23 protein-coding genes are annotated in these 18841 nt (G+C 63.9%); 11 read left to right on the plus strand and 12 right to left on the minus strand.

Features of this window, described 5'->3' with window-relative positions; genetic code table 11:
- Positions 1-33: 33 nt before the first annotated feature.
- The gene (locus tag ABIB91_RS10745) at positions 34-558 is read right to left on the minus strand and encodes a hypothetical protein (RefSeq protein ID WP_354169335.1); all 525 of its coding nucleotides are present in this window, start codon (positions 556-558) and stop codon (positions 34-36) included.
- Positions 559-724: 166 nt separating this feature from the next.
- Positions 725-1915 carry a glutamine-hydrolyzing carbamoyl-phosphate synthase small subunit gene (gene carA, locus ABIB91_RS10750; RefSeq protein ID WP_354169336.1) on the minus strand — a complete coding sequence of 397 codons (1191 nt, stop codon included), beginning with the start codon at positions 1913-1915 and terminating at the stop codon, positions 725-727.
- Positions 1916-2061: 146 nt separating this feature from the next.
- Here carA and ABIB91_RS10755 point away from each other — a divergent pair, with 146 nt between their 5' ends.
- The 4 genes from ABIB91_RS10755 (at position 2062) to ABIB91_RS10770 (ending at position 6296) form a co-directional block, all read left to right on the plus strand.
- Entirely contained in the window at positions 2062-2790 is a 729-nt protein-coding gene (locus ABIB91_RS10755; RefSeq protein WP_354169338.1) for an alpha/beta fold hydrolase, read from the plus strand.
- Between the two features lie 33 nt (positions 2791-2823).
- Positions 2824-3279: a GatB/YqeY domain-containing protein gene (locus tag ABIB91_RS10760; protein ID WP_007596662.1), complete on the plus strand. Its 456-nt coding sequence runs from the start codon at positions 2824-2826 to the stop codon at positions 3277-3279.
- A 150-nt stretch (positions 3280-3429) separates the two neighbouring features.
- A complete protein-coding gene (locus ABIB91_RS10765; protein ID WP_354169339.1) occupies positions 3430-4566 on the plus strand; it encodes an epoxide hydrolase family protein in 1137 nt (378 codons plus the stop codon).
- Between the two features lie 119 nt (positions 4567-4685).
- Positions 4686-6296 (plus strand): acyl-CoA synthetase, encoded by a 1611-nt coding sequence (locus ABIB91_RS10770; RefSeq protein ID WP_354169340.1) that lies wholly within the window; start codon positions 4686-4688, stop codon positions 6294-6296.
- A 14-nt stretch (positions 6297-6310) separates the two neighbouring features.
- On the opposite strand, the gene ABIB91_RS10775 is transcribed toward ABIB91_RS10770, so the two are convergent.
- Positions 6311-8539, minus strand: coding sequence for an ATP-binding protein (locus ABIB91_RS10775; RefSeq protein WP_354169342.1), 2229 nt, complete (start codon positions 8537-8539; stop codon positions 6311-6313).
- 316 nt (positions 8540-8855) lie between these two features.
- Between ABIB91_RS10775 and ABIB91_RS10780 the strand changes: the two genes are divergently transcribed.
- Positions 8856-9629 (plus strand): DUF2189 domain-containing protein, encoded by a 774-nt coding sequence (locus ABIB91_RS10780; RefSeq protein ID WP_354169344.1) that lies wholly within the window; start codon positions 8856-8858, stop codon positions 9627-9629.
- Positions 9630-9656: 27 nt separating this feature from the next.
- Here ABIB91_RS10780 and ABIB91_RS10785 read toward each other — a convergent pair whose 3' ends face one another.
- Positions 9657-9848, minus strand: coding sequence for a hypothetical protein (locus tag ABIB91_RS10785; RefSeq protein ID WP_219683727.1), 192 nt, complete (start codon positions 9846-9848; stop codon positions 9657-9659).
- The gene (locus ABIB91_RS10790; RefSeq protein WP_354169347.1) at positions 9848-10654 is read right to left on the minus strand and encodes a transglutaminase-like domain-containing protein; all 807 of its coding nucleotides are present in this window, start codon (positions 10652-10654) and stop codon (positions 9848-9850) included. The genes ABIB91_RS10785 and ABIB91_RS10790 overlap by 1 nt, the downstream gene beginning before the upstream one ends.
- 392 nt (positions 10655-11046) lie before the next feature.
- Between ABIB91_RS10790 and ABIB91_RS10795 the strand changes: the two genes are divergently transcribed.
- Positions 11047-11226 (plus strand): hypothetical protein, encoded by a 180-nt coding sequence (locus tag ABIB91_RS10795; protein WP_035995268.1) that lies wholly within the window; start codon positions 11047-11049, stop codon positions 11224-11226.
- An 18-nt stretch (positions 11227-11244) separates the two neighbouring features.
- On the opposite strand, the gene ABIB91_RS10800 is transcribed toward ABIB91_RS10795, so the two are convergent.
- From ABIB91_RS10800 to ABIB91_RS10810, 3 genes are read right to left on the minus strand one after another with little or no spacing between them, the layout of a single operon-like run.
- Positions 11245-11757: an SRPBCC family protein gene (locus ABIB91_RS10800; protein ID WP_007596644.1), complete on the minus strand. Its 513-nt coding sequence runs from the start codon at positions 11755-11757 to the stop codon at positions 11245-11247.
- Positions 11754-12224, minus strand: a complete 471-nt coding sequence (locus ABIB91_RS10805) for an SRPBCC family protein (RefSeq protein ID WP_007596642.1) — start codon at positions 12222-12224, stop codon at positions 11754-11756. Before ABIB91_RS10805 ends, ABIB91_RS10800 begins: the two co-directional genes overlap by 4 nt.
- Positions 12217-12531, minus strand: a complete 315-nt coding sequence (locus tag ABIB91_RS10810) for an ArsR/SmtB family transcription factor (RefSeq protein ID WP_219683740.1) — start codon at positions 12529-12531, stop codon at positions 12217-12219. Before ABIB91_RS10810 ends, ABIB91_RS10805 begins: the two co-directional genes overlap by 8 nt.
- A gap of 116 nt (positions 12532-12647) precedes the next feature.
- Here ABIB91_RS10810 and ABIB91_RS10815 point away from each other — a divergent pair, with 116 nt between their 5' ends.
- From ABIB91_RS10815 to ABIB91_RS10825, 3 genes are read left to right on the plus strand one after another with little or no spacing between them, the layout of a single operon-like run.
- Complete coding sequence (locus ABIB91_RS10815; protein ID WP_354169350.1) at positions 12648-14096, plus strand: LVIVD repeat-containing protein; 1449 nt, start codon at positions 12648-12650, stop codon at positions 14094-14096.
- A gap of 29 nt (positions 14097-14125) precedes the next feature.
- Positions 14126-14641, plus strand: a complete 516-nt coding sequence (locus tag ABIB91_RS10820; protein WP_007596636.1) for a hypothetical protein — start codon at positions 14126-14128, stop codon at positions 14639-14641.
- 45 nt (positions 14642-14686) lie between these two features.
- Positions 14687-15307 carry a LysE family translocator gene (locus ABIB91_RS10825; RefSeq protein ID WP_007596634.1) on the plus strand — a complete coding sequence of 207 codons (621 nt, stop codon included), beginning with the start codon at positions 14687-14689 and terminating at the stop codon, positions 15305-15307.
- An 11-nt stretch (positions 15308-15318) separates the two neighbouring features.
- Here ABIB91_RS10825 and ABIB91_RS10830 read toward each other — a convergent pair whose 3' ends face one another.
- The gene (locus ABIB91_RS10830) at positions 15319-16125 is read right to left on the minus strand and encodes an N-formylglutamate amidohydrolase (protein ID WP_354169352.1); all 807 of its coding nucleotides are present in this window, start codon (positions 16123-16125) and stop codon (positions 15319-15321) included.
- A 90-nt stretch (positions 16126-16215) separates the two neighbouring features.
- Here ABIB91_RS10830 and ABIB91_RS10835 point away from each other — a divergent pair, with 90 nt between their 5' ends.
- Entirely contained in the window at positions 16216-17127 is a 912-nt protein-coding gene (locus ABIB91_RS10835; protein WP_219683736.1) for a transglutaminase family protein, read from the plus strand.
- A gap of 90 nt (positions 17128-17217) precedes the next feature.
- Positions 17218-17616: a gamma-glutamylcyclotransferase family protein gene (locus ABIB91_RS10840; RefSeq protein WP_035993593.1), complete on the plus strand. Its 399-nt coding sequence runs from the start codon at positions 17218-17220 to the stop codon at positions 17614-17616.
- Here ABIB91_RS10840 and ABIB91_RS10845 read toward each other — a convergent pair.
- From ABIB91_RS10845 to ABIB91_RS10855, 3 genes are all read right to left on the minus strand, one after another.
- Complete coding sequence (locus ABIB91_RS10845) at positions 17613-18176, minus strand: chlorite dismutase family protein (protein WP_354169355.1); 564 nt, start codon at positions 18174-18176, stop codon at positions 17613-17615. The two genes, ABIB91_RS10840 and ABIB91_RS10845, sit on opposite strands and share 4 nt — an antisense overlap.
- 70 nt (positions 18177-18246) lie before the next feature.
- Entirely contained in the window at positions 18247-18486 is a 240-nt protein-coding gene (locus ABIB91_RS10850) for a BrnA antitoxin family protein (protein WP_245285940.1), read from the minus strand.
- Between the two features lie 25 nt (positions 18487-18511).
- On the minus strand, positions 18512-18823 hold the full coding sequence (locus ABIB91_RS10855) for a BrnT family toxin (protein ID WP_007596621.1): 312 nt from the start codon (positions 18821-18823) through the stop codon (positions 18512-18514).
- Between the last annotated feature and the right edge of the window lie 18 nt (positions 18824-18841).

The following is an 18841-nucleotide window of genomic DNA, read 5'->3' on the forward strand; positions in this document are numbered from 1 at the left end:
GGGACGACTGCGGAGTTTGTTGGATGAGCGCCGCTAGTTCCGCCACAACCGCATCAACGCCCCATCCTTGCCCGTCACCGGATCGGCCGGAGGCAGCGCGACCTTCGGGATCGTCTTCAGCGCCCTGGCGTGGTTCTCCGGCGTTGCGCGGGTGACCTCCATCTTCGCGCCCGGCGGATAGGCGCCGATCACGCAGAAATCCTCGCTGGCCTTAATGCGTTGGTGACCTGTGCCGGCGGGCAGGATCGCGACGTCGCCGGCCTTGATCTCCAGCTCCTGGCCGTGGTCGCCGCCGAAGCGAACGCGGGCGCTGCCACGCGCAACGCCGAGCACCTCGTGCACTGTCGCGTGATAGTGCAGATAGTCGAAGACGCCGTTGCGCCACGTGCCGCCCCAGCCGTTCGCTTCGAACAAGCCTTCGATCGTCTCTTCCGGCTGTCTGGAATCGAGCTTCACCGCGGCTTGGTAGACCAGGAAGGGGAGGATATTGTTCGGCACGAGCCCGTCATCCTCGAACACGATGGCGAGCGGCTCGGCATTGTCGCGAACGACGGACATAAAGGGCTCCTGCGTGAGCGTAGCAGGGATCAACGAAGGGAGTTAAGCGGCGTTCCTCGTTCCGCTGTCATTCCGGGTTCGCGCTGCGCTGCGCCCCGGAACGACAAAAGCCCGGGAGAAGGCCCGGGCTCGATGTCGTCAAAGCAGTTGCAGGAGAGCGCGTGCCTTACGCGCTCTTGCTCTGCCGCATCAGGTCGGCGAAGCGCTGGAACAGGTAGTGCGAGTCGCGCGGACCCGGTGAGGCCTCGGGGTGGTATTGCACCGAGAACACCGGCTTGCCGTCGAGCTGGATGCCGCAATTGGAGCCGTCGAACAGCGAGATGTGGGTCTGCGTCGCGCCTGTCGGCAGGGTGCTCTCGTCCACGGCGAAGCCATGGTTCATCGAGGTGATCTCGACCTTGCCGGTGGTCTCGTCCTTCACGGGATGATTGGCGCCGTGATGGCCCTGGTGCATCTTCTTGGTCTTGGCGCCGACCGCGAGGCCGAGCATCTGATGGCCGAGACAAATTCCGAATGTCGGCGTGCCGGACTTGATCACGTCCTGGATCACGGGCACGGCATATTTGCCGGTCGCGGCCGGATCGCCGGGACCGTTCGACAGGAATACGCCATCCGGCTTCATCGCCAGGATATCCTCGGATGACGTCGTTGCCGGCACCACCGTGACCTTGCAGCCGACGCCGGCGAGCAGGCGCAGAATGTTGCGCTTGATGCCGTAGTCGATGGCGACGACGTTGAACTCAGGCTTGTCCTGACGGCCAAAGCCCTTCTCCCACAGCCACGGCGTCTCGTCCCAGGTGAAGCGCTGGCCGGAGGTGACCATCGGCACGAGGTCCATGCCTTCGAGGCCGGGCCATTCGCGCGCTTCTTCCTTGAGGCCGTGCAGGTCGAACTCGCCGTCTCTGGCGTGCGCGATCACGGCATTGGGCATGCCCTTGTTGCGGATCAGCGCGGTCAGCGCGCGGGTGTCGATGCCGGAGAGGCCGATGATGCCGCGGGCCTTCAGCCACTGGTCGAGATGCTTGGTGGCGCGGTAGTTCGAGGGATCGGTGATCGCGGTGCGCAGGATCACGCCGCGCGCGCCGGGCGTCGCGGCCATGTTCACCGTCTCGATGTCGTCGTCGTTGGTGCCGACATTGCCGATATGCGGGAAGGTGAAGGTGATGAGCTGACCGGCATAGGAGGGATCGGTGAGGATCTCCTCATAGCCGGTCATCGCGGTGTTGAAGCAGACCTCACCGACGGCTTGGCCTTCGGCGCCGAGGCCAAAGCCTTCGAGCACCGTGCCGTCGGCAAGCACCAACAGCGCGGTCGGTTTGTGGTCCGGCCAGGCGGGATCGTTATCATGTTGTGTCATGAGCCCGGTTCATAGTCTCCGCGGGCGCCGGCGTCAAAGCGGAGATGCAGCGATTCACATGCGTTTTTGCATATTTGACAGGTCGCCTTGGGCCCCTAAGCTCTGCGGCATAATTTCCGGCAAATTCCGGGGCTTGGGAGGCAATAATGGACCAGACGATGCCGATTTTGCTGGTTCCGGGATTAGCCTCCTCGTCCCGGATCTATGCGCCGGTGATCCCGGCGCTCTGGCGGTTCGGCCCGGTGATGGTCGCCAACCATGTTCGCGACAACAGCATGGCGGCAATCGCCCGGCGGGTGCTGAGCGAGGCGCCGCCGCGCTTCGCGCTCGCCGGCCATTCCATGGGCGGCTACATCGCCCTCGAGATCATGCGCCAGGCGCCCGAGCGGGTGACGAAGCTGGCGCTGATCAACACCCAGGCGCGGCCCGACACGGAGGAGGCGACCGCGCGCCGCCGCGGCCTGATGGAGCGGGCCAGGCGCGGCGAGCTGCGTGCCGCGCGCGAAGAGGTGTTTCCCGAACTGGTGCATCCCTCGCGCCGCGACGATTCCGGCATTCGCCAGCTCGTACACGAGCAGGGCGAGGACGTCGGCGTCGAAGGCTATCTGCGACAGCAAACCGCGATCATCGCGCGGGTGGATTCGCGGCCGACGCTTGCGACGATCAAATGCCCGACATTGGTGCTGACGGGAGATGCGGACAACACGATTCCCAACGCATTCTCGAAGGAGATGGCGGAGGGCATTGCCGGCGCAAGGCTCGTCGTTCTGGAGAATTGCGGACACCTGCCGCAGCCGGAGCAGCCTGCGGCGACGGTGCGGGCGCTGGTCGAATGGCTGGAAACCCCCGTTGTCTCAGGGCCGCGAACGGCCTAGATCAGGCGTCGGATATTCTAGGGGAGCACGACCATGCTGCGCGACGACATCAACAATGCGGTCAAGGAGGCCATGAAGGCCAAGGAAGAGCGCAAGCTGTCCACGCTACGTATGGTCAACTCGACCATCAAGAACGCCGACATCGAGGCGCGCGGCAGCGGCAAGCCGCCGCTCTCGGACGCGGACCTGCTCGGCGTGTTTCAGAAGATGATCAAGCAGCGCCAGGAGTCGGTCGAGCTCTACGAGAAGGGCGGCCGTGCCGAACTCGCCGCGCAGGAGCGCGACGAGATCGCGGTGATCTCGGCGTATCTGCCGAAGCAGATGTCGGACGACGACGTGAAGAAGGCGATCTCTGACGCGGTCGCCGAGACCGGCGCCGCCGGCATGAAGGACATGGGCAAGGTGATTGCCGTGTTGAAGACGAAGTATGCCGGCCAGATGGATTTCGGCAAGGCGTCCGGTTTGGTGAAGGCTGCTCTGACGGGCTAGGCCGTCATTCCGGGGCGACGCATAGCGTCGAGCTATGATGCGCAATTGCGCATCTGAGAATCCATCGCGCCGCCGACTCTGTTGATCGATGGATTCCGGGCTCGTGCTCCGCACGCCCCGGAATGACAAGAAAAAATGGGGAGGCAACCGATGACCGCCATCAAGCCGTTTCGCATCGCCATCAGCGACGATATCCTCACCGACCTCAAGTCGCGCCTCGCTCGCACGCGCTGGCCGGAGGCGGAGCTGGTCGACGACTGGAGCCAGGGTGCGCCGCTGACATGGATCCAGGAGATCTGCACCTATTGGGCCGACGGCTACGACTGGCGCGCGCGTGAGGCCCAGCTCAACCGCTTCGAGCAGTTCACCACCGAGATCGACGGGCTCGACATCCACTTCCTGCATGCGCCCTCGAAGGAGCCGACGGCGCTGCCGCTGATCATCACTCATGGTTGGCCCGGCTCGATCGTCGAATTCCAGAAGGTAATCGCGCCGCTGGTCGATCCTGTCGCGCATGGCGGCAACCCCGCCGATGCCTTCCACGTCGTCTGTCCGTCGCTGCCGGGCTTTGGGTTCTCGGGCAAGCCGAACACCACCGGCTGGGGCGTCGATCGTATCGCCGCGACCTGGGCCAGGCTGATGGACCGGCTCGGCTACGCGCGTTATGGCGCGCAGGGCGGCGACTGGGGCTCGGCGGTGACGACCTCGCTTGGCATGCAGGACGCCGAGCATTGCGCCGCTATCCACATCACGCTCGCCTTCAACGCCGCGCCGAAAGTCGAAGGCGAACCGACGCCGGAAGAGAAACGCGCGCTCGCCGGCCTCAAGCATTACGTCGACCTCGACTCCGGCTATTCGAAGCAGCAATCGACGCGGCCGCAGACACTCGGCTACGGTCTGACGGATTCGCCGAGCGGGCAGGCGGCCTGGATTCTGGAAAAATTCTGGGCCTGGACCGATTGCAACGGTCATCCCGAAAACATCTTCACCAAGGACGAGCTGCTCGACAACGTCATGCTCTACTGGGCGACGGAGACCGCGACCTCGTCTGCGCGGCTCTATTGGGAAAGCTTCGGCAAGCGCCGGACCACGCCGGTCGTCAAGGTGCCGACGGGCGTCGCTGTCTTTCCCAAGGAGATCATCACGCCGGTGCGGCGCTGGATGGAGCCGAACTTCCACAACATCACGCATTGGAGCGAGATGGAGAAGGGCGGGCATTTCGCCGCATTCGAGCAGCCGGAGCTCTATGTCGACGAGGTCAGAAAGTTCTTCCGGACGGTGCGCTGAGACGCATTCTCCGTCTTGCCCGGGCTTGTCCCGGGCATCCACGTCCTTAAACTGAGGCCAAACAAGAACGTGGATGGCCGGAACAAGTCCGGCCATGACGACGCGGCCGGGAAACGACCATGCTCACCCAAGCCAGCACCTACGACGAACTCTACAGCAATTTCCGCTGGGAGATCCCGGCGCGCTTCAACATGGCGGAGGCCTGCTGCGATCGCCACGCCGACGGTACCGGCCGGCTGGCGCTGGTCTATCTCGACGAGAACGGCGCCATCACGCGCACATCCTTCGACGAGGTCGCGGAGATGTCGCGCCGCTTGGCCAATGTGCTGAAGGCGGATGGTCTTGCCCGCGGCGACCGCGTCGCGGTGTTCCTGTCGCAGTCGCTGGAACTGCCGATCGCGCACATGGCCGCGTTCCGATCGGCGATGATCTCCATTCCGCTGTTCGCATTGTTCGGCGAAGACGCGCTGGAATTCCGTCTGTCGAACTCGCAGGCCAAGGCGATCTTCACCGACGCGGGCGGCTGGGAGAAGCTTTCGAAGATTCGCGACCGTCTGCCGGAGCTGAAGAATGTCTACATCGTTGGCGAACGAACGCCGGCGGGCACGACATCGTTCTGGGATTCGGTCAAGGCTGCATCGCCCGACTTCACGCTGGTGGAGACGTCTGCGGACGATCCCGCGCTGATCATCTACACTTCGGGCACGACAGGCAATCCGAAGGGCGCGCTGCACGCGCACCGCGTCGTGCTCGGACATCTCCCCAATGTCGAGATGTGCCACAACTTCCTGCCGCGCCCCGGCGATCTGATGTGGACGCCGGCTGACTGGGCCTGGATCGGCGGCCTCATCAACGGCCTGTTGGCATTCTGGTATCACGGCATTCCCCTGGTAGGTCACCGCGCGCGAAAGTTCGAGCCGCAGGCGGCGATGCAGATGATGGCCGATCTCGGCGTGCGCAATGTCTTCCTGCCGCCGACCGCGCTGAAGCTGATGCGGCAGGCCGGGGTGACGCATCCGGGCGTCAGGCTGCGCAGCATCTTTACCGGCGGCGAGTCCCTTGGTGGCGAGTTGCTCGGCTGGGTGCGCGAGACTTTCGGCATCGACGCGCATGAGGTGTTTGGCCAGACCGAATGCAATCTCGTGATCGGCAGCAACGCGAATCTGTTTCCGATTCGCCCCGGTTCGATGGGCAAGGCGACGCCGGGTTTCGATGTTCGCATCGTCAACGACAGAGGCGAGGAGCAGCCACGTGGCCAGCGCGGCATCATCGGCGTGCGCCAACCCTGTCCTTGCACGATGCTCGAATACTGGCGCAATCCGGACGCGACGGCGAAGAAATATGCCGGCGAGTTCCTGCTCACCGGCGATCTCGGTATCCAGGACGAGGACGGTTACTTCTGGTACATCAGCCGCGAGGACGACGTCATCACCACGGCCGGTTATCGCGTCGGCCCATCCGAGATCGAGCACACGCTGATGAAGCATCCGGCGGTGGCGATGGCGGCGGTGGTCGGCATTCCCGATCCGATCCGCACCGAATCGATCAAGGCCTGGATCGTGCTGCGCCCGGGCTTCGCCGCCGGCGACGCACTCGCACGCGAGATCCAGGAGTTCGTCAAGGTGCAACTCGCCGCCCACGAATACCCGCGCTTCGTGGAGTTCGCGGAGACACTGCCGATGACCGCCACCGGAAAGGTGCTGCGGCGCGAGCTGCGAGCGCTCGGGTAGAGCACATCGTCATCTCACCGCTGCGGCGTCGACAGCGCGGACCGCAGCATCGCGGCGAGGTCTCGCCGCCGGAACGGCTTGGTCAGGATGCGGGCATCGCCAATCCCGTCGGGGGCCTTGACCGGATTTTGGCTGTAGCCGGAGGTGAAGAGCACCTTGAGCCCGGGCCGCAGCTGGATTGCTTGCCTGGCAAGCTCCGGCCCGAACATGCCGCCGGGCATCACGACGTCGGTGAACAGCAGGTCGATGTCCCCGGACTGGTGCAACAGGTCGAGCGCAGCCGGGCCGCTCGCGGCTGTGATGACGCGATAGCCGAGCGTCTTCAGCTCGCTTTCGACATAGGTCCGAACCATGTCGTTGTCCTCGACGACGAGAATGGTCTCGCTTCCTTCGCGCGCGACGATCCCTTCGGCGGGTGAGGCGTCCTCGTTTGGCGGCGTGGCCAGGCGGGGAAAGAACAGCCTGACTGCGCTGCCTTGCCTCGGCGCAGACTGCATCTGCACCAATCCGCCGGACTGCCGCACAAACCCGTAGACCATGCTCAGGCCAAGCCCGGTCCCCTTGCCGACCTCCTTCGTGGTGAAGAACGGCTCGAACGCCCGGCTCGCCACCTCGGCGGTCATGCCGCTGCCGTTGTCGGTCACGGCCACCATGACATAGTCGCCTGGTCGCGGTTCGCCATTGATGTCCAAGTCGGATTCGCCGAGCGAGACGTTGCGCGCCTCGATGGTCAGCCTGCCGCCCAACTGCATGACATCGCGCGCGTTGAGCACGAGATTGAGCAGCGCAGTCGTTAGCTGGCCGGGATCGACGCTGATCAACCACAGGTCCGGTGCGAGCGCGAAGGTGCATTCGATGTGCTCGCCCAAGGGGCGGCGCAACAAGTGCTCCATCTCTTGAATCTTCTCACCGATGTCAATGTCTCGCGGCCTCAGGGGCTGCTTGCGCGCGAAGGCGAGCAGGCTGCGCGTCAGGTCGGAGCCGCGTTCGGCGGCTGTCGCGATGTCGCCGGCGATCCGGTGCAACTCCTTGTTCCCCGCCAGCCTGTCGGCAAGGTGCTCCGAATTGCCGAGGATGACGGTGAGGAGGTTGTTGAAGTCATGCGCCACGCCGCCGGTAAGCTGGCCCATGGCCTCCATCTTCTGGGATTGGCTGAGCTTCTGGTTGAGGTCCGCGATGGCTGCGCGTTGCTGCTCAAGCGACTCGGCGGTGCCGTTGAGCAGGGTCATCAATCCGCCCAGCTCGCCGCGCGGATGGGGAGGTGGGATGCGCGCGCTGAGATCGCCGAGCCCGAGTCTCTTCGCCATGTTGGCGAGCCGCCCGACCTGGCGCCCGACGCTCACGGTCGCGAGGATCCATACACCGGCGAGCAGCAGCAGCAAGGCCACCGCGAGGATCGCCATGTCCTCGTAGAGCCGGCGATTCGCCGCCGCGACCAATCCGTCCTTGGAGCGTCCGACCAGGATGTAGAGGCCGGCATCACGGATCGAAGGTGAGTGGGCGACGGCCCAGACCTGCGTGCGGCCGTCGCGATCGGTCACTTCCTGAAATGCCTTTTGATCGGGAGTCGTCGCAAAGCGGAGCAGGTCGGATCCAGCAATCGACGCGCCCACGGGCGCGGTCCAGCCGTCTCCCGAGGGGGCGACGAGAACGGTGCCCTTGCCGTCGATGAGCAGGATATCCTTCTCGGCGAGCAGCCGCTTGTGGTGATACTCGGCGAATTTGCGCAGGTTGAACGAGGCGAGCAGCACCAGCTTCAGCGCACCCGCCTCCGATCGCACCGGATATGCGATCTGGAGCACCGATGTTCCGGTCAGCCGGCCGAATACCGGCTCAACCACGACGCTGCGCGAGACCAGGGCCTGCTTGAAATAGGCGCGATCTCTCAGATCGAGGGTGCGGTTGGTCCGCAGCGAGTCGCAGAACAGGCTGCCGTCCGGATCGATGGTCAGGATACCCGTGAACTGAGGGTATTCCTCGCGCACGTCCGACAGAAACGCCGAGCAGGCCGCCTTGTCGCGCGTGTCGATGTCGCGCGCTCGGGCCAGACCGTAGTGAAGCTGCGTGGTGCCCTGAATCTTCTCGCCCAGGTCGCTCGCAATGTCGTCGGCCGAGGCCGCTAGATTGGCCAGTGCGGCGTTGATTTCACTGCTCCGGTTCTGCACGAAACGCAGCCCGACGAGGCTCGCCGGCACCAGCATGGCCGCGATGACGAGTATCAGTAGCCGGGTACGCAAGCTCATCGGTCGGACGGTCCACTCTGGTCATCGCAGGTGCTCGTTCAAGGACCCAATTTGCGGCACCATCCTCCGCTCAGTCCATAGGCAACGGGCCGAAAAAGTCCTCGGCGGGAAAGATTCAGAGCCGCGTGCAGCACGGATGAGCTCCCCGAAGGGAGCGCCGCCGCCGGCGCGACGGCTTTCCTCGGTCTGCGCCGGCGGCGTCGGGATACCGTCGTGCAGCAATCCAACTCGCGCGTGCGCGCTGGCCGCGGGGACGCTAAGATCAAGGTCAATCCGCGCGCGACGGAGATCGCGCCGGCCAACGAGGAGGTAGCTGATGTCCATTTCGGGCAAGGTCGATCCGGTGGTGCGTCCCGTCGCGGCGACCGACATCGCCGAGGCGCTGGTCGAGGGCCTGCGTGATTTCCAGGCGCTGCCGCTTTACGGCCTTTGCTTCGGTGCGCTCTACGCCGCCGGCGGCATCGCCATCATACTGTGCTTCACGGCGTTCGGCATGGTCTATCTGGTCTATCCGCTGGCCGCCGGTTTCGCGCTGCTCGGGCCATTCGTGGCGATCGGGCTCTATGAAGTCAGCCGCCGCCGCGAACGCGGCGAGCCCGTCTCGCTTGGCGCGATCTGGTCGGCCGTGCGCGCGCGCAGCGAGATCGGCTGGATGGCCTTCGTCACGCTGTTCGTCTTCGTGGTCTGGATGTATCAGGTGCGGCTTCTGATCGCGCTGCTGCTTGGCCTGCATGCCTCGTTCTCGAGCCTGCAGGAGTTCATGACGGTGGTGCTGACCACGAATGAAGGCCTGCTTTTCCTCGGCATCGGCAACGCGGTCGGCGCGGTGCTGTCGCTGATCCTGTTTTCGCTGACCGTGGTGTCGTTTCCGCTGCTGCTCGACCGCGAGGTCGATTTCGTCACGGCGATGGTAACGAGCGTGCGCGCGGTCGTGGCCAGCCCGCTGCCGATGATTGGCTGGGCCGCGGTGATCGTGATGGTCCTGATCGTCTCGGCGCTGCCGTATTTTCTGGGGCTGGTGGTGACGTTGCCCGTGCTCGGGCACGCGACCTGGCATCTTTATCGGCGGATCGTGGTGCCGGTGGCGTAGCAGGAAGCCGAACGCAACGGCAGCGAGCTATTCACCCGATGCCAGCCGACGCTCGCCGGATGAGGTCAGTTCGAGTTCGCCGAGGCGCCTGATCGCATAACCGAGGTTGGTCAGGCGCTCGCCGTGCGCTTGCGGAATTTCGCCTTGTACCTTGCCCTTGCCGATCTCGGCCAAGGACGCAAATTCATCGGCGCTGAGCGCAACGCTGTTGTCTGTCATCAGGCAACCTCGTCGGTCCATACTTTGAAATTGAGCAGCTTATTCGGACCGAAGGTCTGGGTGATCGGGACGTCCGCGGCATCGCGTCCTTGTGCGATCAGCACGCGGCCGATCCGCGGCGTGTTGTTGCGGGGATCGAACATGTGCCAGCTTCCACCGAGATAGGCCTCGAACCAGCCGGCGAAATCTCCCGCGGCCCAGGGCTTCGGCGTGCCGATGTCGCTGAGATAGCCGGTGCAGTAGCGCGCCGGAATGTTCATGCAGCGGCAGAACGAGATGGCAAGATGAGCATAGTCGCGGCACACGCCCTTGCCTTCGTCGTAGGCCTCCCGCGCCGTCTTGGTTGCGCGCGCGTGCTCATAGCCGAAAGCGATGTGACGATGAACGAAATCGCAGATGGCCTGCACCCGCGCCCAGCCTGGCGGCGTGTGCTCGAACAGTTTCCATGCGATATCCGACAGGCGATCGGTCTCGCAATAGCGACTGCCGAGCAGATAGACGAGCGTGTCGGTCGGCAGCGCCTCGACGGCGTGCTGAGCCGCGTTCGGGAACACCGGGTCGGGCAGGCCGCTGTCGCTCACGACGCCGTCGCCGGCAAGCCGAAAGGCGCCGGCCGGCGCCACGATGCGGCTGCACCAATTGCCGAAGAGGTCGCGATAGGGAGTGATCGGCACCGAGGGTCTCGTGGTCATCAGGTCGGGCACGATGACATCGGAGGCGCGGGTGAAGTGCATGCCCAACACCATGATCATAGGCGTGGGCTGCGGGAATTCGTACAGCATCTCAAACCCGACGCGGAGCTTCATACGTTTTTCCCTTGGCTAAGCTCCCAACATGGCTACGAAGCCGCCGATCACAAGGCTTCGACGGCTTATTCGGTCGCGAGTGACATTTGGCGCTTCAAAAGCGCGGCACGGGTGAGAAAACGATAGCTAATTGCGGCGATTGCGCGCACGGTGCGGGAATGTCGAAAGAGCGGTCGCCTGTGCGCCTATGCAGCGCCACGACTATCCGCGCGACGTGAAGCGCCTCATTTCCTCGCACCGGCGGAGCCGACTCATCGCGACGTCGCAGCAGCCGTCGTTGCGCATATTGCCCGCTCCAGCGGGTGAGACGGACGCGGCAGGCGCGTGCCGCGGACGCCTGAAGGTTTCACCGCGATTCGATCATGAGATCGAACGCCAACCGAAAGCACCAGATGCAAGCTCTCTCCCCACGGCACGTCAAGACAGAAGAAGCGCTCCGGCTCGGCGTCGAGTCGGGCTGGTACGCGATCAAGGTCAGCGGGACCTTTGTCTCGGGCCCGCACGGCTCGGAAGCGGATTGCAGTCGCAAGATCGACGAAATCAATCCGCCACCGGTGAAGAAGAAGCGATGACGGGGCGGAATTCGTCCGCTACGGCGTCTTGATACCCATCGCCTTCAACGCTTCCAGCATCTGCACCGGCGGCGCCATCTTGATCTGCGGCGCCTTGCCCGTTTCCAGCAGGCTCTTCAGCCCCGACAGGATTGCTGGCCAGCCGGTGCGGCCGCCGGAGAGGATGTCGTCGCTGAGCGGACGGTCGTGACGTTCGCTCATGGTGAGGCGGACGGCCTCGCCGGCTTGTTCGATCTCATAAGTGACAAGCGTGGTGCCGAGCTTCGCGACGAGGTCGGGCCAGTTGACGTTCCACGTCACCGTCAGCTTGGTCGGCGGATCGTATTCGAACACGTCACCCGAGATGTGTTCCGACCCGTCAGGCGCGCGGACGATGAATTTGCCGCCGAGTCTTGGCTCCATCTCAACCGCAAAGCCGGAAAAGTATTTGCGGCTGAACTCGGCGGAGGTCAGCGCCTCCCACACCTTGTCCGGCGTCGCGGCGATGTAAATCGTGTAGACGGTGAGCGGCTTGAACTGATCGAGGTTCATCTTGCATCGAATCCCTTGTTGAGGGCTGCACGCGGAATGGCCAGCACTTTGCCGCTTTCCAGCAGGCTCTTGAGACCGGACAGGATCGCCGGCCAGCCGTTGGAAACGGCGCCGAGATATTTGCCGCCTTCGACGAAGCCGTCATGCAGCACCGTCAAACGCACGAGCGAGCCGAACGGTTCGATGGTGAACACGACGCGCGAGATCGGCTCACTGCGCAGCTCCTCATATTTCTCATGCTTGAAGCTGTAGGACAACCGCCGTGGCGGATCGGCTTCGAGGATCTCGCCGGAATCGGTGGTCTCGCCATCCAGCAGCAGCGCGAAAGGGGAGCCGATTTTCCAGTCGGATCTGACCTCGGCGCCGAACCAGTATTGCTTGCTGAACTCGCTTGATGTCAGCGCCTCCCACAGCCTCGTTGGCGTGGTCTCGATGTAGGTGACATAGACGAATTGCGGCTTACTCATCACGCTTCTCCAACTGGCGTTTCAACTCGCCGAGTGCGGCGAGCTTGCCGCGCTCGAATTTCTTGATCCAGCGTTCGCCGATCTGATGGATCGGAACCGGATTGAGATAGTGCAGCTTCTCGCGGCCGTGCCTGATGGTCGTGACCAGATTGGCGTCTTCCAGAATGGCAAGGTGCTTGGTCACCGCCTGGCGCGTCATCGCGAGGCCTTCGCAGAGCTCGTTCAGCGTCTGGCCGTTCCTGGTGTGAAGCCTGTCGAGCAGCGACCGTCGTGACGCATCGGCGAGCGCTTTGAAGACCTCATCCATGGCGGCGATAATAGGCAACCAAATGGTTGCCTGTCAAGATGGTCTCTTTGGCGCCAGCAAATGGCTGTGCTAGCGTCAACGCTCAGCCAACACAGATTGGTTCCGGGAGGACTTTGATGTTCCGTTGGGTCCCGCTTGCGATAGGCCTCGCCGTTTCTGCCTGCAGCATCGCGGCACAGGCACAACAGGAGCAGACCATCGGCGCGCCGCCTGAAGCTTCCAACATGAAGCTGGTCGGTGTGAGCGACCTTCAGGCGCGCAGCGCGTATCAGCCGACCATTCATCACCAGGGCGACCGCTGGATCGCCTATATCGGTCATCACGGCGGCACTGACGATGTGCCCGCGCCCGTCAATCCGATGACGGGGCAGGCCGAGCCGAACGGAACCTCGATCGTCGACGTCACCGATCCCGCGAAGCCAAAGTATCTGCGGCACCTGCCGGGGCAGGAAGGCAAGTATGAATCTGGCGGCGCGCAGATGGTGCGGATCTGCGACGGCAAATCGCTGCCGAAAGGGGATTCCAATGCGGTCTACATGCTGCGCACTTTCGGTGGTCAGGCGCATGAGATCTGGAACGTCTCCGATCCCGCAAGCCCGGTGCTCATCACGCGCATTGACGGTCTGAAGGACACGCACAAGAGCTGGTGGGAGTGCGACACCGGCATTGCCTTCCTGGTCTCGGGCGCGCCGGACTGGCGCACGCGGCGCATGACGCAGGTCTATGATCTCAGTGATCCCGCCCATCCACAGAAGATCAGGGATTTTGGCCTGCCCGGTCAGGAGCCCGGTTCGACCGGCCCGGTGCCGACCGAATTGCATGGACCGATCTCGACCGGGCCCAACGGCAATCGTGTCTTTTTCGGCTACGGCACCAACAAGGGCGGCATCCTGCAGATCGTCGATCGCGACAAGCTCTTGAACGGGCCGAAGGAGCCGACGCCGGACAATCTGCGTTTTCCGGAGATTTCGCGCCTGCCGATGTCCGCCTTCAACGGCGCACACACCACGTTTCCGATGCTCGACATGCCGGTTGCGGAATTTGCCGAGGACAAGGACGGCAAGACCCGAGACATCGTCATGATCGTCGACGAGGCGATCCTCAACGAATGCGGCGAGGCGCGGCAGATGGTCTGGTTTGCCGACGTCACCACCGAGACGCGGCCGATGATGATCTCGAGCTACACCGTGCCGGAGGCGAGCGGACAGTTCTGCCAGCGCGGCGGCCGCTTTGGTTCGCATTCCGCGAACGAGAGCATGGCGCCGGTCTATTACAAGAAGATGGCTTTCATCGCCTTCTTCAATGCCGGCGTGCGCGCGCTCGACATCCGCGACCCCTATCATCCTAAGGAAGTCGGCTACTTCATTCCGTCGATCACGAGCGCGACCGACAAGCGCTGCATCCCGATCGAGGGCGGCCAACGCTGCAAGGTCGCGATCCAGACCAACAATGTCGAGACCGACGACCGCGGATATGTCTACATCGTCGATCGCGCCAATACCGGCCTGCACATTCTCGAATTGACCGGATCCGCGCGCGCCGTCGCCGGTCTGCCGAAGACCTGACGATGCGGCGTGGGGCAGCGTTAGCAGCAATGGTGATCGCACTCGGTGTGTCCGGGGTCGCGACCTATCAGCTTGCGCCGGCACCCGCCGAAGAGACGGCGCGCTGGCGCGAGATCGCCTGGCCGTTCCCGCGCGACGGCTGGCCGTCCGGGCGCGCGTTCCGTTGCGATGGCGCCTGCGCCGGCACTGAGCTGTACCTGCGCGCAAAACGCGGCTTTTGCAGCTGTGACCGCGGTGTCGCCGATGACGACGAGGTCGATCGTGTTGCGGATATAGATCTGATCAGCCCGCGCTTTGCGGCCGTCGCGCCGGGTGAGGAAGTTGGCATTGGAGCGATGCGCGGCCGTGCCAGGCGCTATGATCTGGACAGGCCCGACCACACTCGTCACGCCGCGCTCGGCATCGCCGTCTCACGGGGCTGCGATCTCTTCGTTGCGGCTGCGCAGGGAAGCGGGGGAACAGGCGTGATGCAGCGCGCGGTGCTCGTGTTCCTGCAGACGCCGGAGATGAAGACGTGGGTGACGGCTGCGCTGGACGGAAACTGAGGGTCATGCATTAATGTCCCAAACCGCTCTCAGCGAGTCCTCCCCATGATGTCTCTGCAAGCCTATCTCGCCTTCCTTGCCGCCTGCATCGCGCTCGCGCTGCTGCCGGGGCCGATCGTCACCCTCGTCATCGCCAACGGGCTGCGTCACGGCACGCGTGCGGCGCTGACCAATGTGGCCGGTGCGCAGGCCGGCCTCGCCATCGTCATCGGCATCGTCGCGGTCGGCCTGACCTCACTCATGGCGACCATGGGCTACTGGTTCGACTGGGTGCGCTTTGCCGGCGCCGCCTATCTGGTCTGGCTCGGCATCAAGCTGATCTGGGCGCCGGTCGAGGGCGTCAAGGTGGACGAGCCGCCGGCGCCGCCGCGCGGCGGATTCTTCCTGCAAGGTTTCCTGGTGCTGCTGTCGAACCCGAAAGTGCTGGTGTTCTTCGGCGCCTTCATCCCGCAGTTTATGGACATGAACCGCGACCACTTCCCGCAGGTCGCGCTGCTGGGAGCTACCTTCATGGTCACTGCGGTGATGACGGACGCGCTCTACGCCATCGCCGCCGGGCGTGCCCGAAAGTTCTTCTCGGCTCGCCGCACCCGCATGATGTCGCGCATCTCCGGCGGCTTCATGATCGGCGGCGGCATCTGGCTGGCGCTGACCAGGGCGAAATAACCGCCATCGGGCTAATCGACCAGCCTCGCCGCCCGCAGCTCCAGCTCGATCTCCGCGAAAATCCGCGCCAGCCGCTCGGCCCATTGTTGCTGGCCGGACTGGTCGGCGATCAGATCCTGGCGGATCTCGATGCCGGTGTTGACGAGGCCGCGGGCTTCGCCATGCACGGGGATGGTGTAGTCGGTGAGGTCGTTCACCGCATAGGGTTCGTTATCGCCGACGACGAGATCGCCCTCGCTGCGCAGATGTTTGAGCAGCAGCTGCGGCAGCACGGTGTCGCGATTGTAGAGCGCGCCGATGTGCCAGGGACGCGCGACGCCGGAGTAAACGGGGGTGAAGCTGTGCAGCGACACCAGCACCGTCGGCCGCTTGTCGTGCATGCGGCGGTCGATCGCGGCATCGATACGGCGGTGATAGGGCTCGAAAATCTCGCGCCTGCGCGCTTTGCGCTCCTGGTCCGAAATTCCCTCGTTGCGCGGGATCGCGGTTGCTTCGGAAATCACGGGGATCGAGCTCATGGCGGCCGGCGGCCGGTTGCAGTCGATCACCAGCCGCGAATAGCGCTGGGCGATCAGATGTGCGCCCAGCATCTCTGCCAGCCGGTCGGCAACCCCCGCGATGCCGATGTCCCAGGCAATGTGCCGCGTCAGCTCGCCTCCCGCGACGCCCAGATCGCCAAGCGTACGCGGCAGGACCCGTCCGTAGTGGTCCGAGGTGAGCAAAAAAGGCGATGTCCCTTGCGCGTTCACCTCGTGCACGGGGGGGACGTCACCCTCGCTGAGGAGTTGATTGGTCGCCTCGATTGTGTCTAAAGCCATCCTGATTGCCTAATGAAACAGCAGTCACCCGAAAAATCGGGCTGGATTGCTATAGATTGGTCCGCCCGACATCACCATGATTGCCTGACGATGCCGCTGCTGACGATTCATCACAAGACCGAATATCGCTACACCCGCCCTGTGGCGTTCGGCGAACACAGGATCATGCTGCGTCCCAGCGACGGGCATGATCTGCGCGTGCTCGACTCCAGGCTCGAGATCTCGCCCGAGCCGATGTCGCTGCACTGGATCCACGACGTGTTCGGCAATTCGGTCGCGATCGCGAATTTCGACGAGCGCGCGGACACGCTGGTCTTCGACTGGCACGTCACCGTCGAGCACAATCCGGTCGAGGAGTTCGCGCTGACGCCGGACGACTCGGCCTATTTCTATCCGTTCGCCTATGACGACGAGGAATTTCCCGACCTCGTCCACTACATCACGCCGCAATATACCGATCCCGACGGCGAGATCGCCGAATGGGCGCGCGGCTTTCTCGACGAGGACGCGCCGACGCCGACCTTCAAGATCCTCAGCGGCATGACCCACGGCATCCGCGAGCGGTTCAAGTATCGCAAGCGCCACGAGCTGGGCACGCAGCATCCGCTCGACACCTTGCAGTCCGGTAGCGGAACCTGCCGCGACTACGCGCTGTTCATGATCGAGGCGCTGCGCCATCTCGGCATCGCCGCACGATTCGTCTCCGGCTACATCTTCCTGCCGGAGGATATCGCGCACCGCCATGTGGGCGGTGGTTCGACGCATGCCTGGGTCCAGGTCTACCTGCCGAGCGCGGGCTGGATCGAATTCGATCCGACCAATGGCATCGTCGGCACCCGCGATCTCATCCGCGTCGCGGTCGCCCGCGATCCGCGCCAGGCGATCCCGCTTCACGGCGTCTATATCGGCGCTGCGGGCGCGTTCGATGCCATGGACGTGACCATCAGGGTGGTGTCGGACGAGCAACGCAGCGGCGAGGAGCTGGAAGCCGAAGTTTCGTAGACGCTCACCGCCGTCGTCCTGGCGAAAGCCAGGACGACCATGGAATGTGTGGCGCTGTCGCTCTGCATCATTCGCAGCTATAGAGCCCGCATGATCTCCAATCGTCTTTTCGTCTACGGCACGTTGATGCGCGGCTTCGACCATCCGATGGCGCGGCTGCTTGCCGGGCACGCGGATTTTCTGAGTGAAGCGACCTGCCGCGGCCGGCTCGTTCTGGTGAAGCATTATCCGGGGCTGCTGCTCTCCGATGTGCCGTCCGACCGCGTCCACGGCGAACTCTTCCACCTGCGCGTACCCGACGAGCTCCTGCGCGAGCTCGACATGTACGAGGCCTGCGGTGAGGGCTTTCCCGAGCCGACCGAATATCTGCGCCGGCTGGTCGACGTGACAGGCGCGGACGGGGTGACGGCACCGGCCTGGACTTACATCTACAACTGGCCCGTCACCGATCTGCCGCGCATCGAATCCGGCCGCTTCCTCGATCACTAGGCCGAAAGCACTTCCTTCACCGCGCGCACGTCGACCTCGCGCTCGACATAGGTCCACTCCTCGGTCCGCCGGAGCATCGCGACCAGCTCCTCGAACAGCGAGGCGTGCGCGGGCGCGAATTCGAACCAGGTTAGGAAATCGAAGGGCCCACCGAGGTCGCGGCAATGATAGAGCTGCCGCGCAATCGCAGGCAGGAAGCGCAGGCTGCTCGCGATGTGATGCGACTTGTCTTCAAATATCCTGCGGCGCTCTTCCTGGGTCAGATCCCACCAGGCCTGCGACTTGCGGATCGGGATCAGCGCCGCGCTGGTTGCTTCCAGCCGGCCGAGGCCGGCCTGCACGGCCGTGAGCTGCTGCTTCTCGGCGCGCTCGGTGTAGCGCAAGCTGCTCGCGACACCGACCAGCCGCCAGGCATTGCGCGAGGGCACCAGCGGCAATGCGATGGCCTCGCTGTCGGTGACCGACAGCGCCGGCATGAAGGCGAGGGGCTCGCCCGTGACGGGCGAAATCGAGGTGATGCGCCAACCCCCACTCTGGCCGCCTCGGAAGGTCCTGAACATGGCCCATGGAAGCGTGGAACCGGGGCGGGTTCAAGGCTTCTGTCACGAGCCTCCGAAGATATTCTCCGGATCAAGCCCGCTTCTTCGGCTTCGACTTCTGCTGCATGAAGGAGCGCAGCACCGCATTGATGCGCCGCTGATAGCCCTCGCCATCGCGCTTGAAGAAGTCGAGCACGTCCTCGTCGAGGCGGATGGAGATCGCCTTCTTCCTCGGCGGCATCACCAGCACGGCGTCCGACCAGTCGACGTCCTTGAACTCCGCCCAGTCGGGATCATTTGCGATCGAGGCTTCCAATTCCTCGTCCGTCATTGCATCGACACGGGCCCAATCGCTATTACCCTTGCGGCGATCTCCCCATCGACGCTTCACGATATGCTCTTTTTTCATCTGGCCTCGGACGTCGCGCTGAAATGATACGGATCGCTTTGTCTCTTCGCGTGAAGATCACTGTCAGAAGTCGGTCGTCGAGTTTTCCGATCGCGATCCACCGCTCTTCGTCGTTGCGATTCGACCGTTTGATGACGACACGTTCGTAGAAGACCTGACTGGCATCGTCGAAGCTGATGCCATGTTTGATCAGATTAGTCCGGTTCTTCTCTTCGTCCCATTCAAACCCGGCAGACGCGAGAGAGCTGAAATCCGGCATCAGCTTCTCTGTATATAC

It is taken from the genome of Bradyrhizobium sp. JR4.3 (genome assembly GCF_040547695.1).
In the GTDB taxonomy this organism is placed as follows: Bacteria; Pseudomonadota; Alphaproteobacteria; order Rhizobiales; family Xanthobacteraceae; genus Bradyrhizobium; species Bradyrhizobium canariense.